The following is a 19,805-nucleotide window of genomic DNA, read 5'->3' as shown; positions in this document are numbered from 1 at the left end:
GGACCCGATCACCCCCGGAGAGGAAGTCTCATGATCAACGGATTCGAGTCGCGCCGCGTCACCGTCGCCGACGGCGTCGCCCTGCACGCCGCCGTGGGCGGCAGCGGCAGCCCGGTCGTGCTGCTGCACGGCTTCCCGCAGACCCACCTGATGTGGCGGCACGTCGCCGCGGACCTCGCCGCCGACCACACGGTCATCTGCCCCGACCTGCGCGGCTACGGCGACAGCGACAAGCCCGCCGACACCGACGGCACCGCGTACGCCAAGCGGACCATGGCCGCCGACGTGGTGGCGCTGGCCCGGGCGCTGGGGCACGACCGGTTCGCCCTGGCCGGGCACGACCGGGGCGCCCTGGTGGCGATCCGCGCCGGCCTGGACCACCCCGGGACGGTCACCCACCTGGCCGCGCTGGACGTGCTGCCCACCCTCGACACCTGGGAGGTGATGCACGGCGTCACGGCCGCGGTCGGCTTCCACCTCTATTTGATGGCCCAGCCGCCGGGGCTGCCCGAGCGGCTGATCGGCGCCGCGCCGGACGAGTTCTTCGGCCACTTCCTCGACCTCTGGGCCGGCGACCCGGACGCGATCCCCGCCGACGTGCGGGCCGCGTACCTACGGGCCTGCCGGGCGGCGGTCCCCTCGATCGTGGCGGACTACCGGGCGTCGGCCGGCGTCGACCTCGCGCACGACGAGGCGGACCGGGCGGCGGGCACGGTGCTGCGGATGCCGGTGACCGTGCTCCAGCAGGACTGGGGCGCGGCGCTCGGCTTCGACGCGGCGGCGCGCTGGCGGGCCTGGGCACCCGACCTGTTGCACGTGCCGGTGTCGTACGGCCACTTCATGGCCGAGGAGGCCCCGGCCGAGGTGGTGAAGGAGCTGCGCGCGCTGCTGGCCCGCTGAGGGGAGCACCCTTGCCCCGCACCGTGAAAGATGCAAATATTCGGATCACTTCACGTGTTGGGCTCATTACCGGGGGTTGATCGACATGCGGAAGGTTTCCTCCATCGCGGCCGCGGTCGCACTGACGGCAGGCTGCACCGGTGTCTCGGTGGTGAGCGCGGCGGGCCCGGCGAGCGCGACGTGCAGCCACGCGCACTCCAACATCGACACCAAGGTGGGCACGCTCTTCAACGCCACCAACGTCAACATCCGCACCGGCCCCCACACGACGTGCGGCTCGCTGGGCTACGGCCAGCTCAGCCACAGCGTCGACTTCCACTGCTTCACCAACGGCGACCGGGTCAGCGCGAACGGGCACACCACCTACACCTGGACCTACCTGAAGGACACCACGACCGGGGTGTCCGGCTGGGTCGCCGACGCCCTGCTCGACAGCCTCGGCAGCGGCATCGCCTGCTGACCGTCCCCACACGACCCGCCTTGAGGGGGCAGGATGGTCCGGCATGACCGAGCCACGCCTGTACCCGCCCGTCGAGCCGTACGCCACCCACCGGATCGCCGTCGGTAACGGCCACGAGCTTCACGTGGAGGAGGTGGGGCGGCCGGACGGCGTACCCGTCGTCTTCCTGCACGGGGGGCCGGGCGGCGGCCTGGTGCCGGCGGCACGGCGGTTCTTCGACCCGCGGCGCTACCGCGCCGTGCTGTTCGACCAGCGCGGCGCGGGGCGCAGCACCCCGTTCGGTGAGCTGCGGGGCAACACCACCTGGCACCTGGTGGCCGACCTGGAGACGATCCGGGAGCGGCTCGGCATCGACTCCTGGCTGGTGTTCGGCGGGTCGTGGGGGGTCACCCTCGGCCTGGCGTACGCCCAGGCCCACCCCGACCGGGTCACCGGGCTGATCCTGCGCGGGGTGCTGCTGCTGCGGCGCAGCGAGCGGGACTGGTTCTACCAGGGCGGCCTGCGCCACCTCCAGCCGGACGAGTGGGAGCGTTTCGTCGCCCCGATCCCTGCCGCCGAGCGGGACGACGTGCTGGCGGCGTACCACCGGCGGCTGCACGGGCCGGACGAGGCCGAGGCCCAGGCCTGCGCGGTCACCTGGGGGCGCTGGGAGGCGGTCAACTCCTCGCTGCGCCCCGACCCCGGTGTGCTCGCCCACTTCACCGCCGAGGAGCAGGCGCTGCCGATCGCCCGGATCCTCTCCCACTACGCCGTGCACGGCGGCTTCCTCACCGAGACGCAACTGCTCGACGGCGTGGACCGGATCCGCCACCTGCCCGCCGTGATCATCAACGGCCGCTACGACCTGTGCTGCCCGCCGGTGTCCGCGTACGACCTGGCCCGGCGCTGGCCGGAGGCGGAGCTGACCATCGTGCCCGACGCCGGCCACTCGGCCGCCGAGCCGGGCATCGCCCGGGAACTGCTCCGCGCCACCGACCACTTCGCCGACCTGCTCACCTGACCGCGCCGTCCGTGAGCAGCGCCCGGATCGGCTCGCCGATCGCCGGGTCGACCGGGAACCGGGCCGCCAGCCAGTCGAGAGTGGCCCGGGCGGCCGCCCGGTTGTGCCGGTAGCCGGGCACCATGGCGGCCAGCGGCAGCACCTCCGGCGGGTACGCCTGCTCGACCCGGCGGCTCGGGTCGAACGGGTCCCGCCGGTGCGCCGCCGACGGCTCGGTGAGCCGCAGGAGCGCGAGCACCCGGTCCACCGCGTACGACTGGATGAACCGCGCCGCGGTGAGCCGTTCCCCGCGCAACTCCCGGTGCAGGCCGACGTAGAGGTTGGTGAGCGCCTCGTTGAGATGAAACTCCACCGTGTCGTACGGCGTGGCGGGGCGCGGGGTCGCACCGCTGCCGGCCAGCCCGGCCGGCGCGTCGGGGCGCTGCCAGACCACCCGGGCACCGGTGAACGGCAACCGGGCCAGCTCGGCCACGGTGAAGACGGCGTACTCGACGAAGATCCCGTCGGCGTAGCGCGCCTTGCGGCCGTTGCGCTCGTTGGCGAAGCTGTACGCCACCCGGCAGGGTGCCGCCAGCCAGTCGATCGAGTCGACGTAGCGGGCCACCGCGTCGTCGGCGACGACGAGGAAGAAGTCCAGGTCGGAGTGGTCGTCGAGGCGGTGCCGGTCGGCGCCGGCCGAGCCGAGGCCGAGCAGCGCCACGGTGTCCGGCCGGGTGGCGAGGTGGGCGGCGAGATCGTCGAGCCGACGCAGCATCGCGTGCATGTCGTCGTCCCTTCCATGAAGAGTCGACGTTTCAGCCCGCGCGGCCCTGCATCGCCGCCGGGGTCGCGACACCGATGCCTGCCATTCTGCGTCGGACCCCCGACACCGCTCAAGCCCGCGCCTACCGGTCCGGGTGCGGCGCTGGCAAGATCGACCGGGTGACGGGTGCGCTGTTCGCGGTCAGTGACCTCCATGTGTCGTACGCCGAGAACCGCACGGTCGTGGACGGCCTGCGGCCGGAGTCGGCGGACGACTGGCTGCTCGTGGCCGGCGACGTCGGCGAGGTGTTCGCGGACATCGAGCGGACCCTGCGGCAGCTCCGGGACCGGTTCGCCCGGGTCGTCTGGGTGCCCGGCAACCACGAGCTGTGGACCCACCCGGCCGACCCGGTGACCCTGCGCGGCCGGGCCCGCTACGACGCGCTGGTCGCGATGTGCCGCGACCTGGGCGTGCTCACCCCGGAGGACGACTATCCGGTGTGGCGCGGCGACGGCGGGCCGGTCACCGTGGCGCCGCTGTTCCTGCTCTACGACTACTCGTTCCGGGCCCCCGGCACGAACTCGAAGGAGGAGTCGCTGCGCGCGGCGTACGCGGCGGGGGTGGTGTGCACCGACGAGATGCTGCTGCACCCCGACCCGCACCCGGACCGGGAGTCCTGGTGCTGGGAGCGGATCGCCGAGAGCGAGCGGCGGCTGGCCGCCGTCGACCCGGCGCTGCCGACCGTGCTGGTCACCCACTGGCCGCTGGTCCGCCAGCCCACCGACGTGCTCTGGTATCCGGAGTTCGCCCAGTGGTGCGGCACCGACCGCACGGCCGACTGGCACCTGCGGCACCGCGCCGCGGTGGCGGTCTACGGGCACCTGCACATTCCCCGCACCACCCATTACGACGGGGTGCGCTTCGAGGAGGTGTCGCTGGGCTACCCGCGCGAGTGGGGCCGGCGGGGCGGCGAGCCGCGGCCGATGCGACGCATCCTCGGCGGTGCCGCGTGATCGAGGCCCTGCTCCCGCCGGGGGCGGTCGCCGTCGAGGCGTTCTCCGACATCCCCGGCGAGGCCCCCTACCCCGGCGAGGAGGACCTGCTCGCCCGGGCCGTGGAGGCTCGCCGTCGCGAGTTCGTCACCGCCCGCCGCTGCGCCCGGGAGGCCCTGGCCCGCCTCGGGTACGCCCCGGCGCCGATCCGCCCCGGCCCGAGGCGGGAGCCGCGGTGGCCGGCGGGCGTGGTCGGCACCATCACGCACTGCGACGGCTACCGGGCCGCGGCGGTCGCCCGGCACACCGCGCTGGCCGGGCTCGGCATCGACGCCGAGCCCCACGAGCCGCTGCCCGACGACGTGACCGAGGTGGTCACCACGGTCGGCGAGCCGGCACTGCTGGCCCGGCTGCGCGCCGCCGACCCGGCCGTGCACTGGGACCGGCTGCTGTTCAGCGCCAAGGAGTCGGTCTACAAGGCGTGGTACCCGCTGACGGGGCGCTGGCTCGGCTTCGAGGACGCCGAACTGTCCGTCGACCCGGCCGCGGGGCGCTTCACGGCCCGGGTGCTGGTCGACGCCACCCGCGCCGACGGCGGCCCGCCGCTGGCCGCGCTGCACGGCCGCTGGCTGGTCGCCGGCGGGCTGGTGGTCACGGCCGTGGCCGTGCCCCGGCAGCCCTGAACCGGGCCGACGTTTGCGCCCGTGCTCGGCGGGAAGGCCAGGAGCCTCACAGTCAGGAGCGGCGGATGAACGGGCCCATGGGTGGCGAGCCAGTCGGCGACCTCGAACTCGTGCACACCTTCACCGGGCCGATGCCGACCGGGGTCAGCGTGTCGCACACCGGCCGGGTCTTCGTGAACTTCCCCCAGTGGGGGGACGAGGTGCCGGCCACCGTCGTCGAGCTGCGCGACGGCCGGGAGGCGCCCTTCCCGGACCAGGCCTGGAACAGCCCGTCCGGGGACGACGACCCGAACGCCTTCGTCTCGGTGCAGAGCATCGTGGTGGACCCGGCCGACCGGCTCTGGGTGGTCGACACCGGCAGCCCGATGTTCCGGCCGACGAAGCCGGGCGGGCCCAAGCTCGTGCGGGTCGACCTGGACACCGACACCGTCGGGCAGGTGATCACCTTTCCCACCGACGTGGCGCTGCCCACCACGTACCTCAACGACGTGCGTTTCGACCTGCGCCGGGGTGACGCCGGGCTCGCCTACCTCACCGACTCCTCCGACTCCGGACCGAACGGCATCGTCGTGGTGGACCTGGCCACCGGCGCGTCGTGGCGGCGGCTGCACGACCACCCGTCCACGAAGGCCGAGCCGCTGGACTCCTACCGGCCGGTCGTGGAGGGACGGCCGTTCCTGGAGCGCCCGGCCGACGGGCCGCCGAAGCCGGTCGCGATGGGCTCGGACGGCATCGCCGTCTCCGCCGACGGCTCCCGGCTGCACTACTGCCCGCTCGCCTCGCGCCGCTGGTACAGCGTGGCGACCGACGCCCTCGCCGACCGGACACTCAGCGAGGAGCAGGTGGCGGCCACGGTCGTGGACGAGGGCGACAAGGGCGGCGGCTCCGACGGCCTGGAGACCGACGACTCCGGCGCGTTCTACCTGACCTCCTACGAGCACAACGCCGTGCTGCGCCGCCGGGCGGACGGCGAGTTCGAGACGATGGTGCACGATCCGCGGCTGCTCTGGCCCGACACGATGTCCGTGGCCGCCGACGGCCACCTCTACGTCACCGCCAACCAACTGCACCGGCAGGCGAAGTACCAGGGCGGCACGGACCTGCGGCGCAAGCCGTACGCCCTGTTCCGCACCCGCATCGACGCCGGACCGGTCCGGTTGCGCTGACCCGCCCCGTCGGCGATTCATCGAGAGGCATCGTTGACGCCTTAGTTAATGCTCTTTAATATTTGGTCACCTCGAGGAAGACCGTCCCCCGTCCGACCCGTACCGCCCGGCCGGCGCCGGCCCCGACCAGCGCCGGCCGGGCGGTGCGGCGTCCCCCTGCACCGGGAAGGCCCTCGATGTCCGCACCACGCCCCCGCCGCCGTTCCCCAGTGGCCGGCGGCCTGCTCGCGCTCGCCACCGCCACCGCCACCCTCGCACTGCCCCCGGCCGCCGCCGAGGCCGTCGTCCTGCCCAACAACTTCAAGAGCGTCGGCTACATGCCGTCCTGGAGCGGCAGCGTCAACAGCATCCAGTACGGCAAGCTCACCCACATCAACTACGCGTTCGCGCTGCCCAACAACGACGGCAGCCTGCGCCCCGTGGAGAACCCCAGCAAGCTCTCCTCGCTGGTGTCGCTCGGGCACGCCAACAACGTCAAGGTGTCGATCGCGATCGGCGGCTGGAACGACGGCAACGACTCCGCGTTCGAGGCCCTCGCCGCGAACTCCGGCGCCCGCGGCGCGTTCGTCACCAACGTGGTCAACTTCGTCAACCAGTACAACCTCGACGGCGTCGACATCGACTGGGAGTATCCCGACCCGGGCGCCTCGGCCACCAACTACACGGCGCTGATGCAGCAGCTCGGCAGCGCCCTGCACAGCCGCGGCAAGCTGCTCACCGCCGCCGTGGTCTCCGAGGGCTACTACGTCGACGGCGTGCCGCCGGCGGTCTTCGGCTCCGTCGACTGGCTGAACATCATGGCGTACGACGGCGGCAGCCCGCACGCCAACTACGACTGGTCGACCAACAGCGTCAACCTGTGGAAGTCGCGCGGCCTGCCCGCCGCCAAGGCGGTGCTCGGCGTGCCCTTCTACAGCCGGCCCGGCTACTACACCTATTCCGCGCTGGTCGGCATGGACCCGGCCAACGCCAACCGCGACTGCACCACGGTGAGCGGCGCACAGCAGTGCTACAACGGCGTACCGACCGTGAAGCGCAAGACGCAGTGGGCGCTGGCCAACGCCGGCGGGATGATGAACTGGGAGCTGTCCCAGGACACCACCGGCGCGACCTCGCTGGTCAGCGCGATCTACGACACCGTCATGGGTGGCGGCACCCCGCCGCCGAGCGGCCGGACCGGGCCGATCACGGGCATCGGCGGCAAGTGCGTCGACGTCGCCGCGGCCAGCACCGCCAACGGCACGGCGGTTCAGCTCTACACCTGCAACGGCACGGCCGCGCAGAGCTGGACGGTGGCCGGCGACGGCACCCTGCGGGCGCTGGGCAAGTGCGCCGACGTGACCAGCGGCTCCACCGCCAACGGGGCGAAGGTACAGCTCTGGGACTGCAACGGCAGCGGCGCCCAGGTCTGGCAGTCGCAGTCCAACGGAACCCTGCGCAACCCGCAGTCGAACCGGTGCCTGGACGCCACCGACAACAGCTCCGCCAACGGGACCCGGCTGCAGATCTGGGACTGCTTCGGCGGGGCCAACCAGGTCTGGCGGCTCCCGGTCTGAGCACCCGGCCGTGATCCCCGCCGCGCCGGCCCGGGCGCGGCGGGGATCCGCCGTCACCAGCGGTTGCGGGCCTCCTCCGCCCAGCCGACCAGACCGTCGAGGTCCACCCGCTCGCCGTCGTCGGTGGCGGCCCACCCGGAGAAGTGCCCGAAGCACTGGTGGGTCTCCCCGGCCAGCACGCCGAGGTTGGTGCGCGCCACGCGCTCGTGGAACGGGTGGAACGCCACGTCCACCCGGTCGCCCGTGATGCGCCACGGCCGCAGCCAGTCGGCGCGGTCGTAGCTCCAGGTCAGGTCCGCGCCGATCTTGTGCAGCCGCCCGTCGAGGAAGACCGCGTTCTCGGTCGCGCAGGTCCCGTCGGTCCACCGGCCACCGAGCTGGATGGCCCGGCCCGGTCCGCTGCCGGCGGCCCAGTTCCAGCTCACCGCGTACCGCCACTTGCCGCGACCGTGGTCGAGCACCGCGAACGACTCCGTGTCGACCGGGTACGCCGTGCCGTCCACCCTGAGCGTGCCCCGCACCGGCCGGCCGACGTCCTTGTGCGTGTACTGGAACCGGCGGGTGCTCCACGGCACCACGACGCCCAGCGACTCGTGCCCCGGCGGCAGGGGCACCACCAGGTCCACTTCGACGCCCGGCGCGGTGGCCCGGATGGTGCTGCCCTCGGGATGCTGGTCGACCTCGACGACCAGGCCGCCGCCGCGAGCCCGCACCGCGCCCACGCCGCTGACCGGCGGGAGCACCGCACCGCGGGCCAACGGGACGACCGCCTCGGTGGTCCGCTCGATCCCGGTGCGGCGGTCGAGCAGGTAGAGGCTGTGCACGCCGGCGTAGTCGAGCGACGAGGCGACCAGGCCGAGGATGTGCGTCGGTGTGACGACGCCCCAGTGCTCCCAGCGCTTGGCCCGGCCCCAGCCGCGCAGGTTCGCCCGGTGCAGCGGCCGGCGGCTCCAGCCCACCGCCGCCGGGTTCAACCGCCCGTCCGGCCGGCACAGGTCGACCGGCTCGGTGATCTCCCGCTCGTGCGTCATCGACGCAGGCTACCGGCTCCGGCGCGTGCGCGAACGATCGAAGTGATTTCCGTCGATGCTTGATATCGATGCGAGCCGATATATAGGCTGTGCCGGTCCCCGCTCGACCCCGTCCCACAAGGAGAGTGAGCGATGCGTCTGCCCAAGGTCACCCGGTTCCTCGCCACCGTCGCCACCGCGGCGCTGGCGGCGCTGGGCACCGTCACCGTCGACGCGGCGCCGGCCTCCGCCGCCGTCCGCAACGTCTGCTACAACACCAGCCAGGCCGGGCCGTTCGCCAGCTACGCCGTCCAGGCCGCCTCGATCTGGAACAACGCCACGAACAACATCAACATGGCGCAGTGCGGCTCGAACCTGATGATCTACTACACCTACGGCGGCGGCTCCTACGCCCAGCGCACGAGCCTCGGCAACGGCCGCGTCGTCATCGACTACTACCAGGCGCAGCAGTACTCGCCGCTGCGGATCGTGACCCACGAGATCGGGCACATCCTCGGCCTGCCCGACAACTACAACGGGAACTGCGCCATCCTGATGTCCGGCGGCAGCGCCGGCACCAGCTGCACCAACCCGTACCCGAGCTCCGCCGAGGCCGCCCGGGTCGATCAGCTGTTCGGCTTCGCCGCACGCAGCGCGACGACGCCGCAGGTCTTCACCGGCAGCTGGCCGGCCCCCGTCACGGCGGGCGCCCAGCGCTGACCTGAAACGGGGACGCCCGGCCGGAGCGGCGGAGAGCCGACCCGGCCGGGCGGTCCCGGCCCAGGACGGGAACTACGAGTCAGCGGCCCCGGGTCGCCCGGCAGATCTCCACGGGCAGGGCCGGCGCGCCGTCGACCGGCGCGGGGTCCTCGGGCGTGGCCGCGATCCCGCCGGCCGCGATCCGGTCCAGTGTGGCCAGCCCGGCCGCGTCGATGGTGCCGAAGACGGTGTAGTTGGGACGCAGCGCCGAGTCGGACTGGACCAGGAAGAACTGGCTGCCGTTGGTGTCCGGGCCGGCATTGGCCATGGCCAGGGTGCCCCGGGCGTAGAGGCGGCGGACCCCGGTCGGGTCGGTCGGCGCCGGCGGCAGGTCCGTGGGCAGCTCGTCGGCGTACCGGTAGCCCGGCCCGCCCTCGCCGGTGCCGGACGGGTCACCGCACTGGAGCACCTTCAGCGTCGGGTACGCGGTGAGCCGGTGGCAGTGCGTCCGGTCGTAGAACCGGTGCCGGGCCAGGTGCAGGAAGCTCTGCACGGTGCACGGGGCCTGCTCGCGGTCGAGGGTCAGCCCGATCGGCCCCTGGTTGGTCCGCAGCGTGACCCGGACCGTGCCCCGGTCGGGCGTCCGGCGAGGGTCCGGCGGCAGCGGCAGCGGCACCGGCCGGGCGGCCGGCTCGTCCGGCGTCGGCGTGTACGCGCACGGGCCCTTCGTGGGCGCCGGTTGCGCGGGCGCCGCGGAGGCGGCGACGCCACCGGTGGCGACCAGCGCGGCGGAGACCACCGCCACCCCGGCGAGACGGGCCAGCAGTGGTGGTGCGGCGTGCGGTCGGGTTTCGCTCGACACGTGGGTCCTCCCTGGACTCGTGGTACCAGAAAGACCGGAGTCTATGGAGCTGGCGACCGGATGTCGATGACGGTCGACGCCGCGCGCCGCGCGCCGTGGCCGACGCGACCCGCGCACCACGGACCGGCGACCGGCGCCCCGAAAGGTGACATGATGGCGCCGACCAGGCCGGTGCTCCAGGCGAGAAAGCGTGGCTGCCCATGGCGTCCTTCCAGGCGAGGACCTCCCGTGAGCCGGGACGGACGGTGATCCGGCTGGCCGGCGAGTGCGACCTGGCCGCCCGGGAACGGCTGACCGGCACGTTGCTGGCCGCCGTGGACGACGCCCCGGTCGTGGTAGTCGACCTGGCCGCGGTCGAGTTCCTCGACTCCACCGGCATCCACGCGCTGGTGGCCGCGCACCATCGGGCGCGGGCGGCGGACGGCCGGCTCTACCTGGTCAACGCCGCCGGGGCGGTGGCCGCCCTGCTGGCGCTGACCGGCGTCGACGACCTGCTCCGGCCCCCCGGGGACACGGCCGGCTGATCCGGACCGACCGCCGCGGAGGTCAGGGCAGCACGCGGACGGCCAGGGTGCAGGTGTCGTCGTGCGGGCTGGGCCGGTGCAGGGCGTCGCGCAGCCGGGCCAGGGGTCGTGCCCCCGGGCGGCCGGAGAGCGCCGACAGGGCCGAGCGCACCTCCGCCAACCGGTCCTGGGGGTTCCCGGCGCGGCGTTCCGTCAGCCCATCGGTGTAGAGCAGCAGCACGTCGTCGCCGCGCAACTCGGTGGTGACCACCGGGTAGCGGGCGGCGGGGTCGGCGCCCAGCAGCATCCCGGCGGGCCGGCCGAGGTCGCCGGTCGCGCCCGCCCGGGACAGCATCGGCAGCGGGTGCCCGGCCCGCGCCCAGGCCAGGTGCCGGGTCGCCGGGTCGAAGACCGCGAGCACCGCGGTGCCGGTGACGGCCAGCTGGCCGCAGAGCCGGTTCATGTGCCCGAGCAACGCCGCCGGGTCGCGGATGCCGATCGACAGCCAGGCCACCAGCGCGAAGCGCAGGTGGGCCATGCCGCTGGCCGCCTCCAGCCCGTGCCCGGCCACGTCGCCGACCGCCAGCACGACCGACCCGTCCGGCAGCGTCTCGGCGTGGTACCAGTCGCCACCGACCCGCAGCGCGCTCTCCGCGGGCAGGTAACCGACCAGCACCTCCAGGCCGGCCAGGGTGACCGGCTCGCGGGGCACCGGTTGGATGAGGTTCTGAAGCTGGCCGGCGAGGCGGTGCTCGGCCAGCGCGGTGGTCTCCCGGGTCCGCAGCTGGTCGCGGAGCTGCTCGATGGCGCTCCGCGAGTCCTCCCGCGCGGTCACGTCCTGGACCACCGCGTAGATCTTCACTGGCGCGCCGCCCTCGTCGCGGGCCACGTCCGACAGGATCCGCAGGTGCTTGACGGTCCCGCCGGCGCGGAACCGCACCGTGACGTCCGACGCCGCGCCGCTGTCCAGCGTCTGCCAGGCGGCCTCGCGCAGGCCGTGGTCGGCGGGAAGGAGCGCGGCGCCCTGGTCGGCCCGGGACATCGGCCCCAGCGCCGGATCCCGCTCGAAGATGCGGTACATCCCCGGGGACCACTCGCTGCGACCGGTGACCAGGTCGTACTCCGCCCAGCCGAGGCTGCCCAGCAACTCGGTGCGGGACAGCCGGAGCCGGTGCTCGTCCAGCCGCTGCCACCAGACCAGCAGGCCGCCCAGCACCCGGTGGACGCTGACGTCGAACACGGAGTCGGCAACGACGCCCGCGCCGTGCCCGGCGTACCGGAAGTCGGGCAGGTGGGCGGGCTCCCCGGTGGCCAGCACCTCGTGGTACGCCTGCCACAGCGGGCCGGCGACCATGCCGGGATACAGCGTGCTGAGCGGTTGGCCGACCCGCCAGGTGCCCCGGCCGTGGACGTCGCGCCCCTGCGCGCTGGCGGCGGCCACCAGGAAGTCGACCACCGCGCCGTCCGGTGCCCGCACCGGCAGCAGCCAGGTGCAGCCCGCCGGGATCGTCGCCAGCACCTGCCGGACCGCCGCCACCACGGGGTCGGCGGTCGACGGGAACGCCGGCTCGGCGGGCGCGCGCAGCACGACCTCGTCTGCCATGCCGGCAGCCTAGCCAGCTCCGGCGCCCCACGGCGGCTTCGAGGTCGGCCGTTTCCGGCAGCGGGCCGCCGGTGCGTCAGTGGGCCGGTGACGGCTGCTCCGGTGGGCGGCCGGCCGCGTTGCGGGCGTCGGCGACGGCGACGCCCAGCAGGACCAGCAGGGCCACGACCGCGGCGGCCAGCGGCGCGGCGAGGTGCAGGGGGGCCGCGGCGACCGCCAGGGCGGCGATGGCCACGACGCGCCGGATCGAGAGCCGGTCGAACACCACCCGCTCCAGACGGATGCGGCCATACAGGAAGAACGCCGGGCCGCCGAGGATCGCGGCCAGCCAGGCCGGCTGGGGCCGTCCGGCGGGATGCTTCATGACGACCTCGAAGCCGACGGCGGTGGCCACGATCCCGATCACCATGACGATGTGGGCGACACCGGTGGCCCGACCCGCGGCCAGCCGGTCCCCGGCGACGGCCACCGCCTCGGCGAGAACCTCGCCGGAGCGGTAGAAGTAGATGCGCCACATGAGCACCGTCGAGACGTACGCGACCGCCAGCGTGCCCGCGGTGTCCGGGCCGATCGGCTGGTCGGTGAAGGTGATGCCGACGGCGAGGACGGTCTCGCCGAGGGCGATCAACAGCAGTTGCTGGTAGCGCTCCGGCAGGTGGTGGCGGCTGTCCATGGCCCACGCGCTGACCGGCGGGCGGGCCATTCCCGGCACCGGCCACCGGAGCTGTGCGGCGACGATGTCCACGGTCACCGCGATCCCCCACAGGGCGGCCCGGGCGCTGCCGCTGGCGACCGCGCCGGCGACCCAGAGCACCGCCGTGCCGCCGCACCAGAACACCGAGCGCAGGTAGAGCCGGCCGAGCGGGTGGCCCCGCAGGCTCGGCAGGAGGAGGAGCGGCCGGCCGCAGAGCAGGATCACGTACGGCAGCACGAACGCCCAGCCGCGGCCGATGAAGGCGGCCGGCAGGGACGCCGCCATGACCAGCAGGCCGAAGGCGCTGACCAGCACCAGCCACTGGATCTTGCGGCGGCGGGGGTCGAACCAGCTGGTGATGTGCGCGGTGGTGATCCACAACCAGATCAGCGGCATCGCCAGCACCAGCAGGTAGGTCAGCGACCGCCAGCGGACGACCGGGTCGTCGGCGGTGATGTCACGGACCACGCGGGTCACGACGCCGGACAGGGCGAACACCAGCACCAGGTCGACGAAGAGCTCCAGGAAGTTGGCCTGCCGCACGTCCTCGCGCCGTTCCAGCAGGTCCTGGCCGCCCCCTGCCCGAAGTCCCATGCGGCTCATCGTCGCCCGGGCCGGGCCCGTGCACCGGCGGGATCGGCGTCCGCCACCCGCAGGAAGGCCGACGCGTCTCCCCGGCGGCGGCATGGCACGCGTGGCAGCGGGTACCGCGCCGGGATGGGACGCTACGACGACGAGGTGGCCGCGCTGGCGACCCCGCTGACCGACCCGGGCAGCCTGGACCCGCTGCTGGACCGGGTCGGCGACGCCCGGGTGGTGATGCTCGGCGAGGCCACCCACGGCACGCACGAGTTCTACACCTGGCGGGCGGCCGTCACCCGCCGGCTCGTCGAGGAGCGGGGCTTCTCGTTCGTCGCCGTCGAGGGCGACTGGCCCGACTGCGACCGGGTGGACCGCAGCGTACGCTGCCGCCCCGGGGCCCCGGCCGATCCGCGCGCGGCCCTGGCCGCGTTCGAGCGGTGGCCGACCTGGATGTGGGCGAACGAGGAGGTCGTCGACTTCACCCGCTGGCTGCGTGACCGCAACGCGCGGGTGGACGCGGTGGAGCGGGTCGGCTTCCACGGCCTGGACGTCTACTCGCTCTGGGAGTCGCTCCGGGAGATCCTCACCTGGCTGCGGGAGCACGACCCCGACCAGGTGCCGGCCGCGCTGGCCGCGTACCGCTGCTTCGACCCGTACGACGAGGACCCGCAGCAGTACGCCCTTGCCACCCGCCTGGTTCCGCACCGCTGCGAGGAGGAGGTGGTCGCCCTGCTGGCCGGGCTGCGCGAGCGGGCGGCGGCCGACGGGCCGGATCGCTTCGGCACCGTGCAGAACGCCGAGGTGGTGGCCGGTGCCGAGCGCTACTACCGGGCGATGGTCCGGGGCGGGCGGGAGTCGTGGAACGTCCGCGACCGGCACATGGACGACACCCTCGGCCGGCTCCTGGACCACTACGGTCCGGGCGCCCGGGCGGTGGTCTGGGCGCACAACACCCACGTCGGTGACGCCCGGGCCACCGACATGGCCGACGCGGGCGAGGTCAACATCGGCCAGCTGGCCCGGGAGCGGTACGGGCCGGAGCAGGTGGTGCTGGTCGGGTTCGGCACCCACTCCGGCACGGTGACGGCCGGCGCGGCCTGGGGCGCGCCGATGGAGACGATGACCGTCCCGCCGGCAAGCCGCCACACGCTGGAGGACGCCCTGCACGCCGCCGCGCCGGACCGGGCGCTGCTGGTCTTCCCCCACGACGGCCGGCCCGACCTGCTGACCCACGAGATCGACCACCGGGCCATCGGCGTGGTCTACCACCCGCAGCGGGAGAGTCAGGGCAACTACGTGCCCACCGTGCTCGGGGACCGCTACGACGCCTTCTGCTGGTTCGACACCTCCCGTGCGGTCCGGCCACTGCCGACCCGGCCGGCGCCCGCCGAGCCCGAGACCTGGCCGTCCGGCGTCTGATCCACCACGACGGGTGGTTTCGGCGGGAGCGTCCCGGGCCGCGCCGTCCGGACGGCACCCGTCGGCGGCGCCGGACGTTCGCCCGGCCGCTGCCCGGGTAACCGCGCCGGAGCCGACCAGGGCCCCACCGGGCCCCTCGCCCGGGCTCGACCGCCGGGCGGATCCGCGCGACGGAGACCCGATGTTGCGTCCACCGCTCACCCCGATGCTCGCCACGCCGGTCGCGGAACTGCCCACCGGCCCGCACCTGGCGTACGAGCCGAAGTGGGACGGCTGGCGGGCCCTGGCGTTCCGCGACGCGGCCGGTGTGCACCTGCGGTCCCGGGCCGGCCGGGACCTCACCGGCTACTTCCCGGACGTCACCCGGACGCTGCGGTCGCTGCCCGCCGGCACGGTGCTCGACGGCGAGCTGATCGTGTGGGCGGAGGGCCGCACCGACTTCGCCCTGCTCCAGCGGCGCGTGACCGCCGGGCGTGGGCTGACCGCGCTGGCCGACCGCCATCCCGCGCACTTCGTGGCCTTCGACCTGCTCAGCGGCCCGGACGGGGAGCCGCTGCTCGACCTCCCGTTGACCGATCGGCGCCACCGGCTGGCGGGGCTGCTCGCCGACGCACCCGCGGGGCTCGTCCTCTGCCCGCAGACCGGCGACCCGGCCGAGGCCCGGGAGTGGCTCCGGACGTGGACCGACGCGGGCGTCGAGGGGATCGTCGTCAAGCGGTGCGACGGCCGGTACGAGCCGGGGCGGCGGGGCTGGCAGAAGGTCCGTGCGCACCACACCGTGGAGACCCTCGTCGGCGGGATCACCGGCCCGGTGACCGACCCGGACACACTCCTCGTGGGCCGGTGCGACGACCGGGGTCGCCTGCGCTACCTGGGGCGGACCCACCCGCTGCACCGGCAGCAGCGCCGCGAGCTGGCCGGGCTGCTCCAGCCGACCGCCGCGCCGGGTCACCCCTGGCCGCAGCCGCTGCCCGGCGGGTGGACCGGCCAGCTCAACCCGGCGCCGCCGCTGCCGTACACGCCGGTGCGCCAGGACCTCGTCGTCGAGGTGGAGGCCGACACGGCGTACGAGCACGGGCGCTGGCGGCACCGGGTCCGGCACCTGCGACCGCGGCTCGACCTGGCCGCCGGCGACCTGCCCGTGCTCACCGACGGCCCGGAGGCGCTGGCCGGTCAACCGGGCACCGACGGGCCGGGCGTCGTCGTGGCGGACCGGCCGGATGGGCGCACCGGGTGAGCGCCCGGCCACGGGGCCGGTGCAGCGTCATCCCCCCGCGACGGCGGCCGGCGCGATGGGAGCTGAGTCCGTTTGCTCCCGGCCGGCCCGGGAAGGCGACGTCGGAGTGGCGCGCGGAGCCGCCCGCGCCAGCCCACGGAGGGAGTTCGACATGGGTGACCGTGATCGGTTGCACGAGATGCGGCAGCAGGCCCACAACGCGGGTATCGAGGGGAACTCCAAGATGACCGAGCAGCAGTTGCGCGACGCGCTGCGGCGGCTCGGCAAGGGGGAACGCCCGGAGATGGCCAAGCAGCAGGCCAAGCGGTAGCCGCCAGGGTCGGCGCCGGCACCACCGGTGCCGGCGCCGATCTTCGACCCACCGTAACCACGACGCTCCCGTAAGTAATATGAACGGCTGGTTAACGACTCGACTCTTGACTGCCGGTTGATGCGCGCCATTGAATTTCGACGTGGTGAGCTGCCTCATCCGAGTGGCGTCCACACCGGCGGTCGGCGCGATCGCGCCGGCCGAACGACGTCGTGCCCGCACCGGCGCGCGCGACCGGGGGTCGGGGGCGCGGTGGACGGCGGGATGAGAGAGCGCCGCCGCCGCACGCTGGTCAGCGCGGCCCTCCACGCCGTCTCCCACGCGGTCGCCGTCGTCTACTGCCTCCTGACGCTCGGCGCGCCGAACCGGGCGCTGATGCTCACGGCGTACGGCTGCGGCCTGGCGGCCGGTGTCGTCGGCACGTGGGCGGCCACCCGGGTGACGACCAAGGCGTCCAGCTACCGGGTCTCGTTCACCCTCCTGATGATCACGTTGGTGATGGCGGCCCTCGGCGCGCACTGGGACGGCGGCGTCACCTCGCCGGCGGCGCTGGGGTTCGTGACCACGGCCGTGTTCGTCGCCGGCTACACGCCGCACCTGCGGCTCATGGTGGGGCTGGAGGTGCTCACCGTCGGGTCGTACGTGGTCGTCGCCGCCGCCGGCGGGCCTGCCCCCACCGGTCACGTCTTCATCTACCTGGCCGGCATGCTGGTGCTGGTCTCGGTCTGTTCCACGCAGACGCGGACCCTCGCCCGGCAGCGGTCCCAGCTGCGCGCCCTGGCGTCCCTGGACCCGCTCACCGGCGCGCTGAACCGGCGTGGCCTGGCCGAGCTGGCGACGTTCCTGTTCCACGCCGGCTGCCGCCCCGGCCCGTCCCTGCTCTGCCTCGACCTGGACGACTTCAAGCTCGTGAACGACCGCCTCGGGCACGCCGCCGGCGACGACCTGCTCCGCCGGGTGGTCGCGGCGACCCGGAACGTCCTGCGGGCCGAGGACGCCCTCGCCCGGATCGGCGGCGACGAGTTCGTGGTGGTGCTGTCCGACGCCGACCGGGAAGCGGCGCGGGCCACGGCGGCCCGGATCGAGGCGGCCGTGCGCGGGCTGGCCGGCGTCAGCGTCGGCTCGGCCACCGCCCCCTATGACGGTGACACCCTCGACAAGCTGCTGCACGTCGCCGACCAGCGGCTCTACCTGGTGAAGCAGCAACGCCGCCGGACGGCGGGGCGGCTGCTCGCGGACGGCACCGGTCGCGGCTGGGCGGACCGACCGTACTCCGCCTGACGCGCCCGGCTCAGGCGACGAAGACGCTGAAGGGGTGGCCGGCCGGCGGCCGGGCCCGGATACCGTTGCCGCGGCGCGGGTGGCCGCGCCGGGCGGTCGAGCGGTGGGAGGGGTCGGATGCGCCTGCACGTGGGCTGCGCCATGTGGACGCACAGGGCCTGGCAGGGGCGGTTCCTGGCACACCCGCTGCCGGCCCACGAGCGGCTGCGCGCCTACGCCGAGTGGTGCACCGCGGTCGAGGGGAACACCACCTTCTACGCCACCCCGTCCCGGGAGACGGTGGAGTCCTGGGCCCGGCAGACCGATCCCGGGTTCCGCTTCGTGCCCAAGCTGCCGAAGGTCGTCACGCACGAACGCCGGCTCACCGGCGCCGACGCGGAGCTGCAGGCCTTCCTCCACGCCGTCGAACCCCTCGGCCCGCGGGCGCACGCCCTCTGGGTGCAGCTGCCGGGCTCGTTCGGCCCCGGCGACGTGCCGGTGCTGGCCCGCTTCCTACGCGGCCTGCCCACCACCCACCGGTACGCCGTCGAGGTCCGCCACCCCGCGTTCTTCACCGACCCCGGCGCGGCACGCGCCCTGGATGAGACACTCGCCCGGGTCGGCGCGGAGTGGATCCCCTTCGACACCACCGCGTTCTTCCGCACCCCGCCGACCAGCGACGCGGAGCGGGAGGCGTGGCTGAAGAAGCCCCGCACGCCGCTGCGGACCCGCGCGCTGACCGACCGGCCGATCGTCCGCTACCTCGGCCGGGACGACCCGGCACGCACGGTCGAGGGCTGGCAGCCGTGGCTCGACGTGGTGACCGGCTGGCTGCGCGAGGGCCGCTCCCCCACCGTGTTCGTGCACACCCCGGACAACGCCGACGCGCCCGAGCTCGCCCGCCGCTTCCACGACCAGGTCCGCGCGCGGCTACCCGAGGTCGCGCCGCTGCCCGAGCCGGCGCCGGTGGCTCCGTCGACGCTGTTCTGACGCGACCGCGCCCGGTCAGGCCGGCGTCAGCGCGCTCGCGCAGCGCGTCCAGCGCCGCCTCGGCGGAGTCGGCCCGCACCACCCGGTAGCGGTCGCCGTAGCGGCGCCGGAGGTCGCGGGCGACCGCCCGGGAGACGGCCGGGTCGTCGTCGACGGTGAGGATCGCGGGGTTGGGCATGGCGTCTACTAAGGCACCATCGGCGGTCGGCCCCCACCACGCGCGGTCCCCGCCCGGTTCAGTCGGGCCGGCCGCGCTCGCGGGGCGGCACGGGGTCGGCGTACGCCCCGGGCGGTCCGGTGTAGCGCCGGCCGTGCGGGTAGGGCAGCGCGTTCGGCGTGCAGCCGTGCAGGCCCAGGGTCTGCTGCTGCATCACCGGCGCCGGCCGGCCCCGTAACGGGCACCGCTCGTGCCCGTGGCCGAGCCGGTGGCCGACCTCGTGGTTGACCATGTACCGGCGGTAGGTGGCGAGACTCGCGCCGTAGCCCGGCACACCGCCGGCCCAGCGGGCGACGTTGAGCACCACCCGGTCGCCGTGGCGGCAGGAGGTGTAGCCGTCCGGCCGGTCCTGGCACAGCTCGTCCCGGGTGCCGGGGGTGGCGAGGTAAATGGTGAAGTCGGCGGGCTGGTCGCCCCCGACCCGGCGCAGGGCCAGGGTGCCGCCCGCGGTCCAGCCCTGCGGGTCGGTCAGGGTGCGGGTGACCTCCGCGGCGAAGTCGGCCGGTGGCAGCCCGCGGATGTCGCCCTCCACCGCGACCCGGTAGCGCAGCGGCCGGCCCGTACCCCTCAGGGTGGCGGGCTCGCCGGCGGCGAACCGCCACCGGCCGTGGCCGTCCGCGGGATAGCTGAGCCGGACCGGAGGCTGCCGGGCGGGCGCCGGGGCCGGGACCACCGCCCGCGCGGTGGCGGCCGGACCGGCGGGCGGGGTGGCGGCCCGGCCGGCCGCGGGCAGCGCGCAGCCGGACAGCAGCGCGGCCAGCAGTAGCATCGTCCCGCCGCCGCGAGCCCGGCCCACGGTCGTCGTCATCGTCGGTCTCCCTCGCCGTCGCCGGTGGTGCGCAGGGAGGAGGACGGGTGACCCGGTGACAAAGTTGGTTCGGTGGGGACTCAACCTTTCGCCCGCCTCATCCGTCCTGGAC

20 protein-coding genes are annotated in these 19,805 nt (G+C 74.5%); 14 read left to right on the top strand and 6 right to left on the bottom strand.

The features are described from left to right. Window positions 1–30 precede the first annotated feature (30 nt). The 3 genes from ACFYPD_RS18660 (at window position 31) to pip (ending at window position 2,360) form a co-directional block, all read left to right on the top strand. Window positions 31–900 (top strand): alpha/beta fold hydrolase, encoded by an 870-nt coding sequence (locus ACFYPD_RS18660; protein ID WP_387114644.1) that lies wholly within the window; start codon window positions 31–33, stop codon window positions 898–900. A gap of 85 nt (window positions 901–985) precedes the next feature. Further along, window positions 986–1,360: a hypothetical protein gene (locus ACFYPD_RS18655; RefSeq protein WP_387114641.1), complete on the top strand. Its 375-nt coding sequence runs from the start codon at window positions 986–988 to the stop codon at window positions 1,358–1,360. Window positions 1,361–1,403: 43 nt separating this feature from the next. Further along, on the top strand, window positions 1,404–2,360 hold the full coding sequence (gene pip / locus ACFYPD_RS18650) for a prolyl aminopeptidase (RefSeq protein ID WP_387114638.1): 957 nt from the start codon (window positions 1,404–1,406) through the stop codon (window positions 2,358–2,360). Here pip and ACFYPD_RS18645 read toward each other — a convergent pair. After that, window positions 2,353–3,123: a hypothetical protein gene (locus ACFYPD_RS18645; protein ID WP_387114635.1), complete on the bottom strand. Its 771-nt coding sequence runs from the start codon at window positions 3,121–3,123 to the stop codon at window positions 2,353–2,355. The genes pip and ACFYPD_RS18645 overlap by 8 nt on opposite strands. 158 nt (window positions 3,124–3,281) lie before the next feature. On the opposite strand from ACFYPD_RS18645, the gene ACFYPD_RS18640 reads away from it, so the two are divergent. The 4 genes from ACFYPD_RS18640 to ACFYPD_RS18625 all read left to right on the top strand — a co-directional run bounded on the left by ACFYPD_RS18640 (window position 3,282) and on the right by ACFYPD_RS18625 (window position 7,499). Continuing rightward, the gene (locus ACFYPD_RS18640) at window positions 3,282–4,115 is read left to right on the top strand and encodes a metallophosphoesterase family protein (protein WP_387114632.1); all 834 of its coding nucleotides are present in this window, start codon (window positions 3,282–3,284) and stop codon (window positions 4,113–4,115) included. Continuing rightward, window positions 4,112–4,777: a 4'-phosphopantetheinyl transferase gene (locus ACFYPD_RS18635; RefSeq protein WP_387114629.1), complete on the top strand. Its 666-nt coding sequence runs from the start codon at window positions 4,112–4,114 to the stop codon at window positions 4,775–4,777. Before ACFYPD_RS18640 ends, ACFYPD_RS18635 begins: the two co-directional genes overlap by 4 nt. A 65-nt stretch (window positions 4,778–4,842) precedes the next feature. Next, window positions 4,843–5,943 carry an L-dopachrome tautomerase-related protein gene (locus ACFYPD_RS18630; protein ID WP_387114626.1) on the top strand — a complete coding sequence of 367 codons (1,101 nt, stop codon included), beginning with the start codon at window positions 4,843–4,845 and terminating at the stop codon, window positions 5,941–5,943. 176 nt (window positions 5,944–6,119) lie between these two features. Beyond that, window positions 6,120–7,499: a glycosyl hydrolase family 18 protein gene (locus ACFYPD_RS18625; protein WP_387114623.1), complete on the top strand. Its 1,380-nt coding sequence runs from the start codon at window positions 6,120–6,122 to the stop codon at window positions 7,497–7,499. Window positions 7,500–7,552: 53 nt separating this feature from the next. On the opposite strand, the gene ACFYPD_RS18620 is transcribed toward ACFYPD_RS18625, so the two are convergent. Beyond that, a complete protein-coding gene (locus ACFYPD_RS18620; RefSeq protein WP_387114620.1) occupies window positions 7,553–8,530 on the bottom strand; it encodes a DUF2804 domain-containing protein in 978 nt (325 codons plus the stop codon). Between the two features lie 132 nt (window positions 8,531–8,662). Here ACFYPD_RS18620 and ACFYPD_RS18615 point away from each other — a divergent pair, with 132 nt between their 5' ends. Next, on the top strand, window positions 8,663–9,229 hold the full coding sequence (locus ACFYPD_RS18615) for a snapalysin family zinc-dependent metalloprotease (protein ID WP_387114617.1): 567 nt from the start codon (window positions 8,663–8,665) through the stop codon (window positions 9,227–9,229). Between the two features lie 79 nt (window positions 9,230–9,308). On the opposite strand, the gene ACFYPD_RS18610 is transcribed toward ACFYPD_RS18615, so the two are convergent. Continuing rightward, on the bottom strand, window positions 9,309–10,070 hold the full coding sequence (locus ACFYPD_RS18610; protein WP_387114614.1) for a peptidylprolyl isomerase: 762 nt from the start codon (window positions 10,068–10,070) through the stop codon (window positions 9,309–9,311). Window positions 10,071–10,270: 200 nt separating this feature from the next. Here ACFYPD_RS18610 and ACFYPD_RS18605 point away from each other — a divergent pair, with 200 nt between their 5' ends. Further along, window positions 10,271–10,594, top strand: coding sequence for an anti-sigma factor antagonist (locus ACFYPD_RS18605; RefSeq protein WP_387114611.1), 324 nt, complete (start codon window positions 10,271–10,273; stop codon window positions 10,592–10,594). A 22-nt stretch (window positions 10,595–10,616) separates the two neighbouring features. Here the strand turns inward: ACFYPD_RS18605 and ACFYPD_RS18600 are convergent, their stop codons facing one another. Together ACFYPD_RS18600 and ACFYPD_RS18595 are read right to left on the bottom strand one after the other, a co-directional pair. Further along, a complete protein-coding gene (locus ACFYPD_RS18600; RefSeq protein ID WP_387114608.1) occupies window positions 10,617–12,176 on the bottom strand; it encodes a PP2C family protein-serine/threonine phosphatase in 1,560 nt (519 codons plus the stop codon). A gap of 76 nt (window positions 12,177–12,252) precedes the next feature. Continuing rightward, on the bottom strand, window positions 12,253–13,464 hold the full coding sequence (locus ACFYPD_RS18595; RefSeq protein WP_387114604.1) for a low temperature requirement protein A: 1,212 nt from the start codon (window positions 13,462–13,464) through the stop codon (window positions 12,253–12,255). 123 nt (window positions 13,465–13,587) lie between these two features. Between ACFYPD_RS18595 and ACFYPD_RS18590 the strand changes: the two genes are divergently transcribed. The 5 genes from ACFYPD_RS18590 (at window position 13,588) to ACFYPD_RS18570 (ending at window position 18,668) form a co-directional block, all read left to right on the top strand. Further along, window positions 13,588–14,871 (top strand): erythromycin esterase family protein, encoded by a 1,284-nt coding sequence (locus ACFYPD_RS18590; RefSeq protein ID WP_387114601.1) that lies wholly within the window; start codon window positions 13,588–13,590, stop codon window positions 14,869–14,871. 181 nt (window positions 14,872–15,052) lie between these two features. After that, a complete protein-coding gene (locus tag ACFYPD_RS18585; protein WP_387114599.1) occupies window positions 15,053–16,108 on the top strand; it encodes an ATP-dependent DNA ligase in 1,056 nt (351 codons plus the stop codon). Window positions 16,109–16,259: 151 nt separating this feature from the next. Beyond that, window positions 16,260–16,418, top strand: coding sequence for a hypothetical protein (locus tag ACFYPD_RS18580; RefSeq protein WP_387114597.1), 159 nt, complete (start codon window positions 16,260–16,262; stop codon window positions 16,416–16,418). A 264-nt stretch (window positions 16,419–16,682) separates the two neighbouring features. Next, window positions 16,683–17,699, top strand: coding sequence for a GGDEF domain-containing protein (locus ACFYPD_RS18575; protein ID WP_387114595.1), 1,017 nt, complete (start codon window positions 16,683–16,685; stop codon window positions 17,697–17,699). 141 nt (window positions 17,700–17,840) lie between these two features. Continuing rightward, complete coding sequence (locus ACFYPD_RS18570) at window positions 17,841–18,668, top strand: DUF72 domain-containing protein (RefSeq protein ID WP_387115586.1); 828 nt, start codon at window positions 17,841–17,843, stop codon at window positions 18,666–18,668. Window positions 18,669–18,904: 236 nt separating this feature from the next. Here the strand turns inward: ACFYPD_RS18570 and ACFYPD_RS18565 are convergent, their stop codons facing one another. Continuing rightward, window positions 18,905–19,693 carry a DUF3152 domain-containing protein gene (locus ACFYPD_RS18565; protein WP_387114592.1) on the bottom strand — a complete coding sequence of 263 codons (789 nt, stop codon included), beginning with the start codon at window positions 19,691–19,693 and terminating at the stop codon, window positions 18,905–18,907. Window positions 19,694–19,805 lie beyond the last annotated feature (112 nt).

Origin of the sequence: Micromonospora sp. NPDC005299 (assembly GCF_042872345.1) — a bacterium.
Lineage (GTDB): Bacteria > Actinomycetota > Actinomycetes > Mycobacteriales > Micromonosporaceae > Micromonospora.
The sequence above is the reverse complement of the archived record's forward strand: the minus strand, read 5'-3'. Positions and strand labels throughout refer to the sequence as shown.

Coding starts and splice junctions, on each gene's coding strand:
- ACFYPD_RS18660 (WP_387114644.1), top strand. CDS start 31: ATGATCAACGGATTCGAGTCGCGCCGCGTCACCGTCGCCGACGGCGTC.
- ACFYPD_RS18655 (WP_387114641.1), top strand. CDS start 986: ATGCGGAAGGTTTCCTCCATCGCGGCCGCGGTCGCACTGACGGCAGGC.
- pip (WP_387114638.1), top strand. CDS start 1,404: ATGACCGAGCCACGCCTGTACCCGCCCGTCGAGCCGTACGCCACCCAC.
- ACFYPD_RS18645 (WP_387114635.1), bottom strand. CDS start 3,123: ATGCACGCGATGCTGCGTCGGCTCGACGATCTCGCCGCCCACCTCGCC.
- ACFYPD_RS18630 (WP_387114626.1), top strand. CDS start 4,843: ATGAACGGGCCCATGGGTGGCGAGCCAGTCGGCGACCTCGAACTCGTG.
- ACFYPD_RS18625 (WP_387114623.1), top strand. CDS start 6,120: ATGTCCGCACCACGCCCCCGCCGCCGTTCCCCAGTGGCCGGCGGCCTG.
- ACFYPD_RS18620 (WP_387114620.1), bottom strand. CDS start 8,530: ATGACGCACGAGCGGGAGATCACCGAGCCGGTCGACCTGTGCCGGCCG.
- ACFYPD_RS18615 (WP_387114617.1), top strand. CDS start 8,663: ATGCGTCTGCCCAAGGTCACCCGGTTCCTCGCCACCGTCGCCACCGCG.
- ACFYPD_RS18605 (WP_387114611.1), top strand. CDS start 10,271: ATGGCGTCCTTCCAGGCGAGGACCTCCCGTGAGCCGGGACGGACGGTG.
- ACFYPD_RS18600 (WP_387114608.1), bottom strand. CDS start 12,176: ATGGCAGACGAGGTCGTGCTGCGCGCGCCCGCCGAGCCGGCGTTCCCG.
- ACFYPD_RS18595 (WP_387114604.1), bottom strand. CDS start 13,464: ATGGGACTTCGGGCAGGGGGCGGCCAGGACCTGCTGGAACGGCGCGAG.
- ACFYPD_RS18590 (WP_387114601.1), top strand. CDS start 13,588: ATGGGACGCTACGACGACGAGGTGGCCGCGCTGGCGACCCCGCTGACC.
- ACFYPD_RS18585 (WP_387114599.1), top strand. CDS start 15,053: ATGTTGCGTCCACCGCTCACCCCGATGCTCGCCACGCCGGTCGCGGAA.
- ACFYPD_RS18580 (WP_387114597.1), top strand. CDS start 16,260: ATGGGTGACCGTGATCGGTTGCACGAGATGCGGCAGCAGGCCCACAAC.
- ACFYPD_RS18575 (WP_387114595.1), top strand. CDS start 16,683: ATGAGAGAGCGCCGCCGCCGCACGCTGGTCAGCGCGGCCCTCCACGCC.
- ACFYPD_RS18570 (WP_387115586.1), top strand. CDS start 17,841: ATGTGGACGCACAGGGCCTGGCAGGGGCGGTTCCTGGCACACCCGCTG.
- ACFYPD_RS18565 (WP_387114592.1), bottom strand. CDS start 19,693: ATGACGACGACCGTGGGCCGGGCTCGCGGCGGCGGGACGATGCTACTG.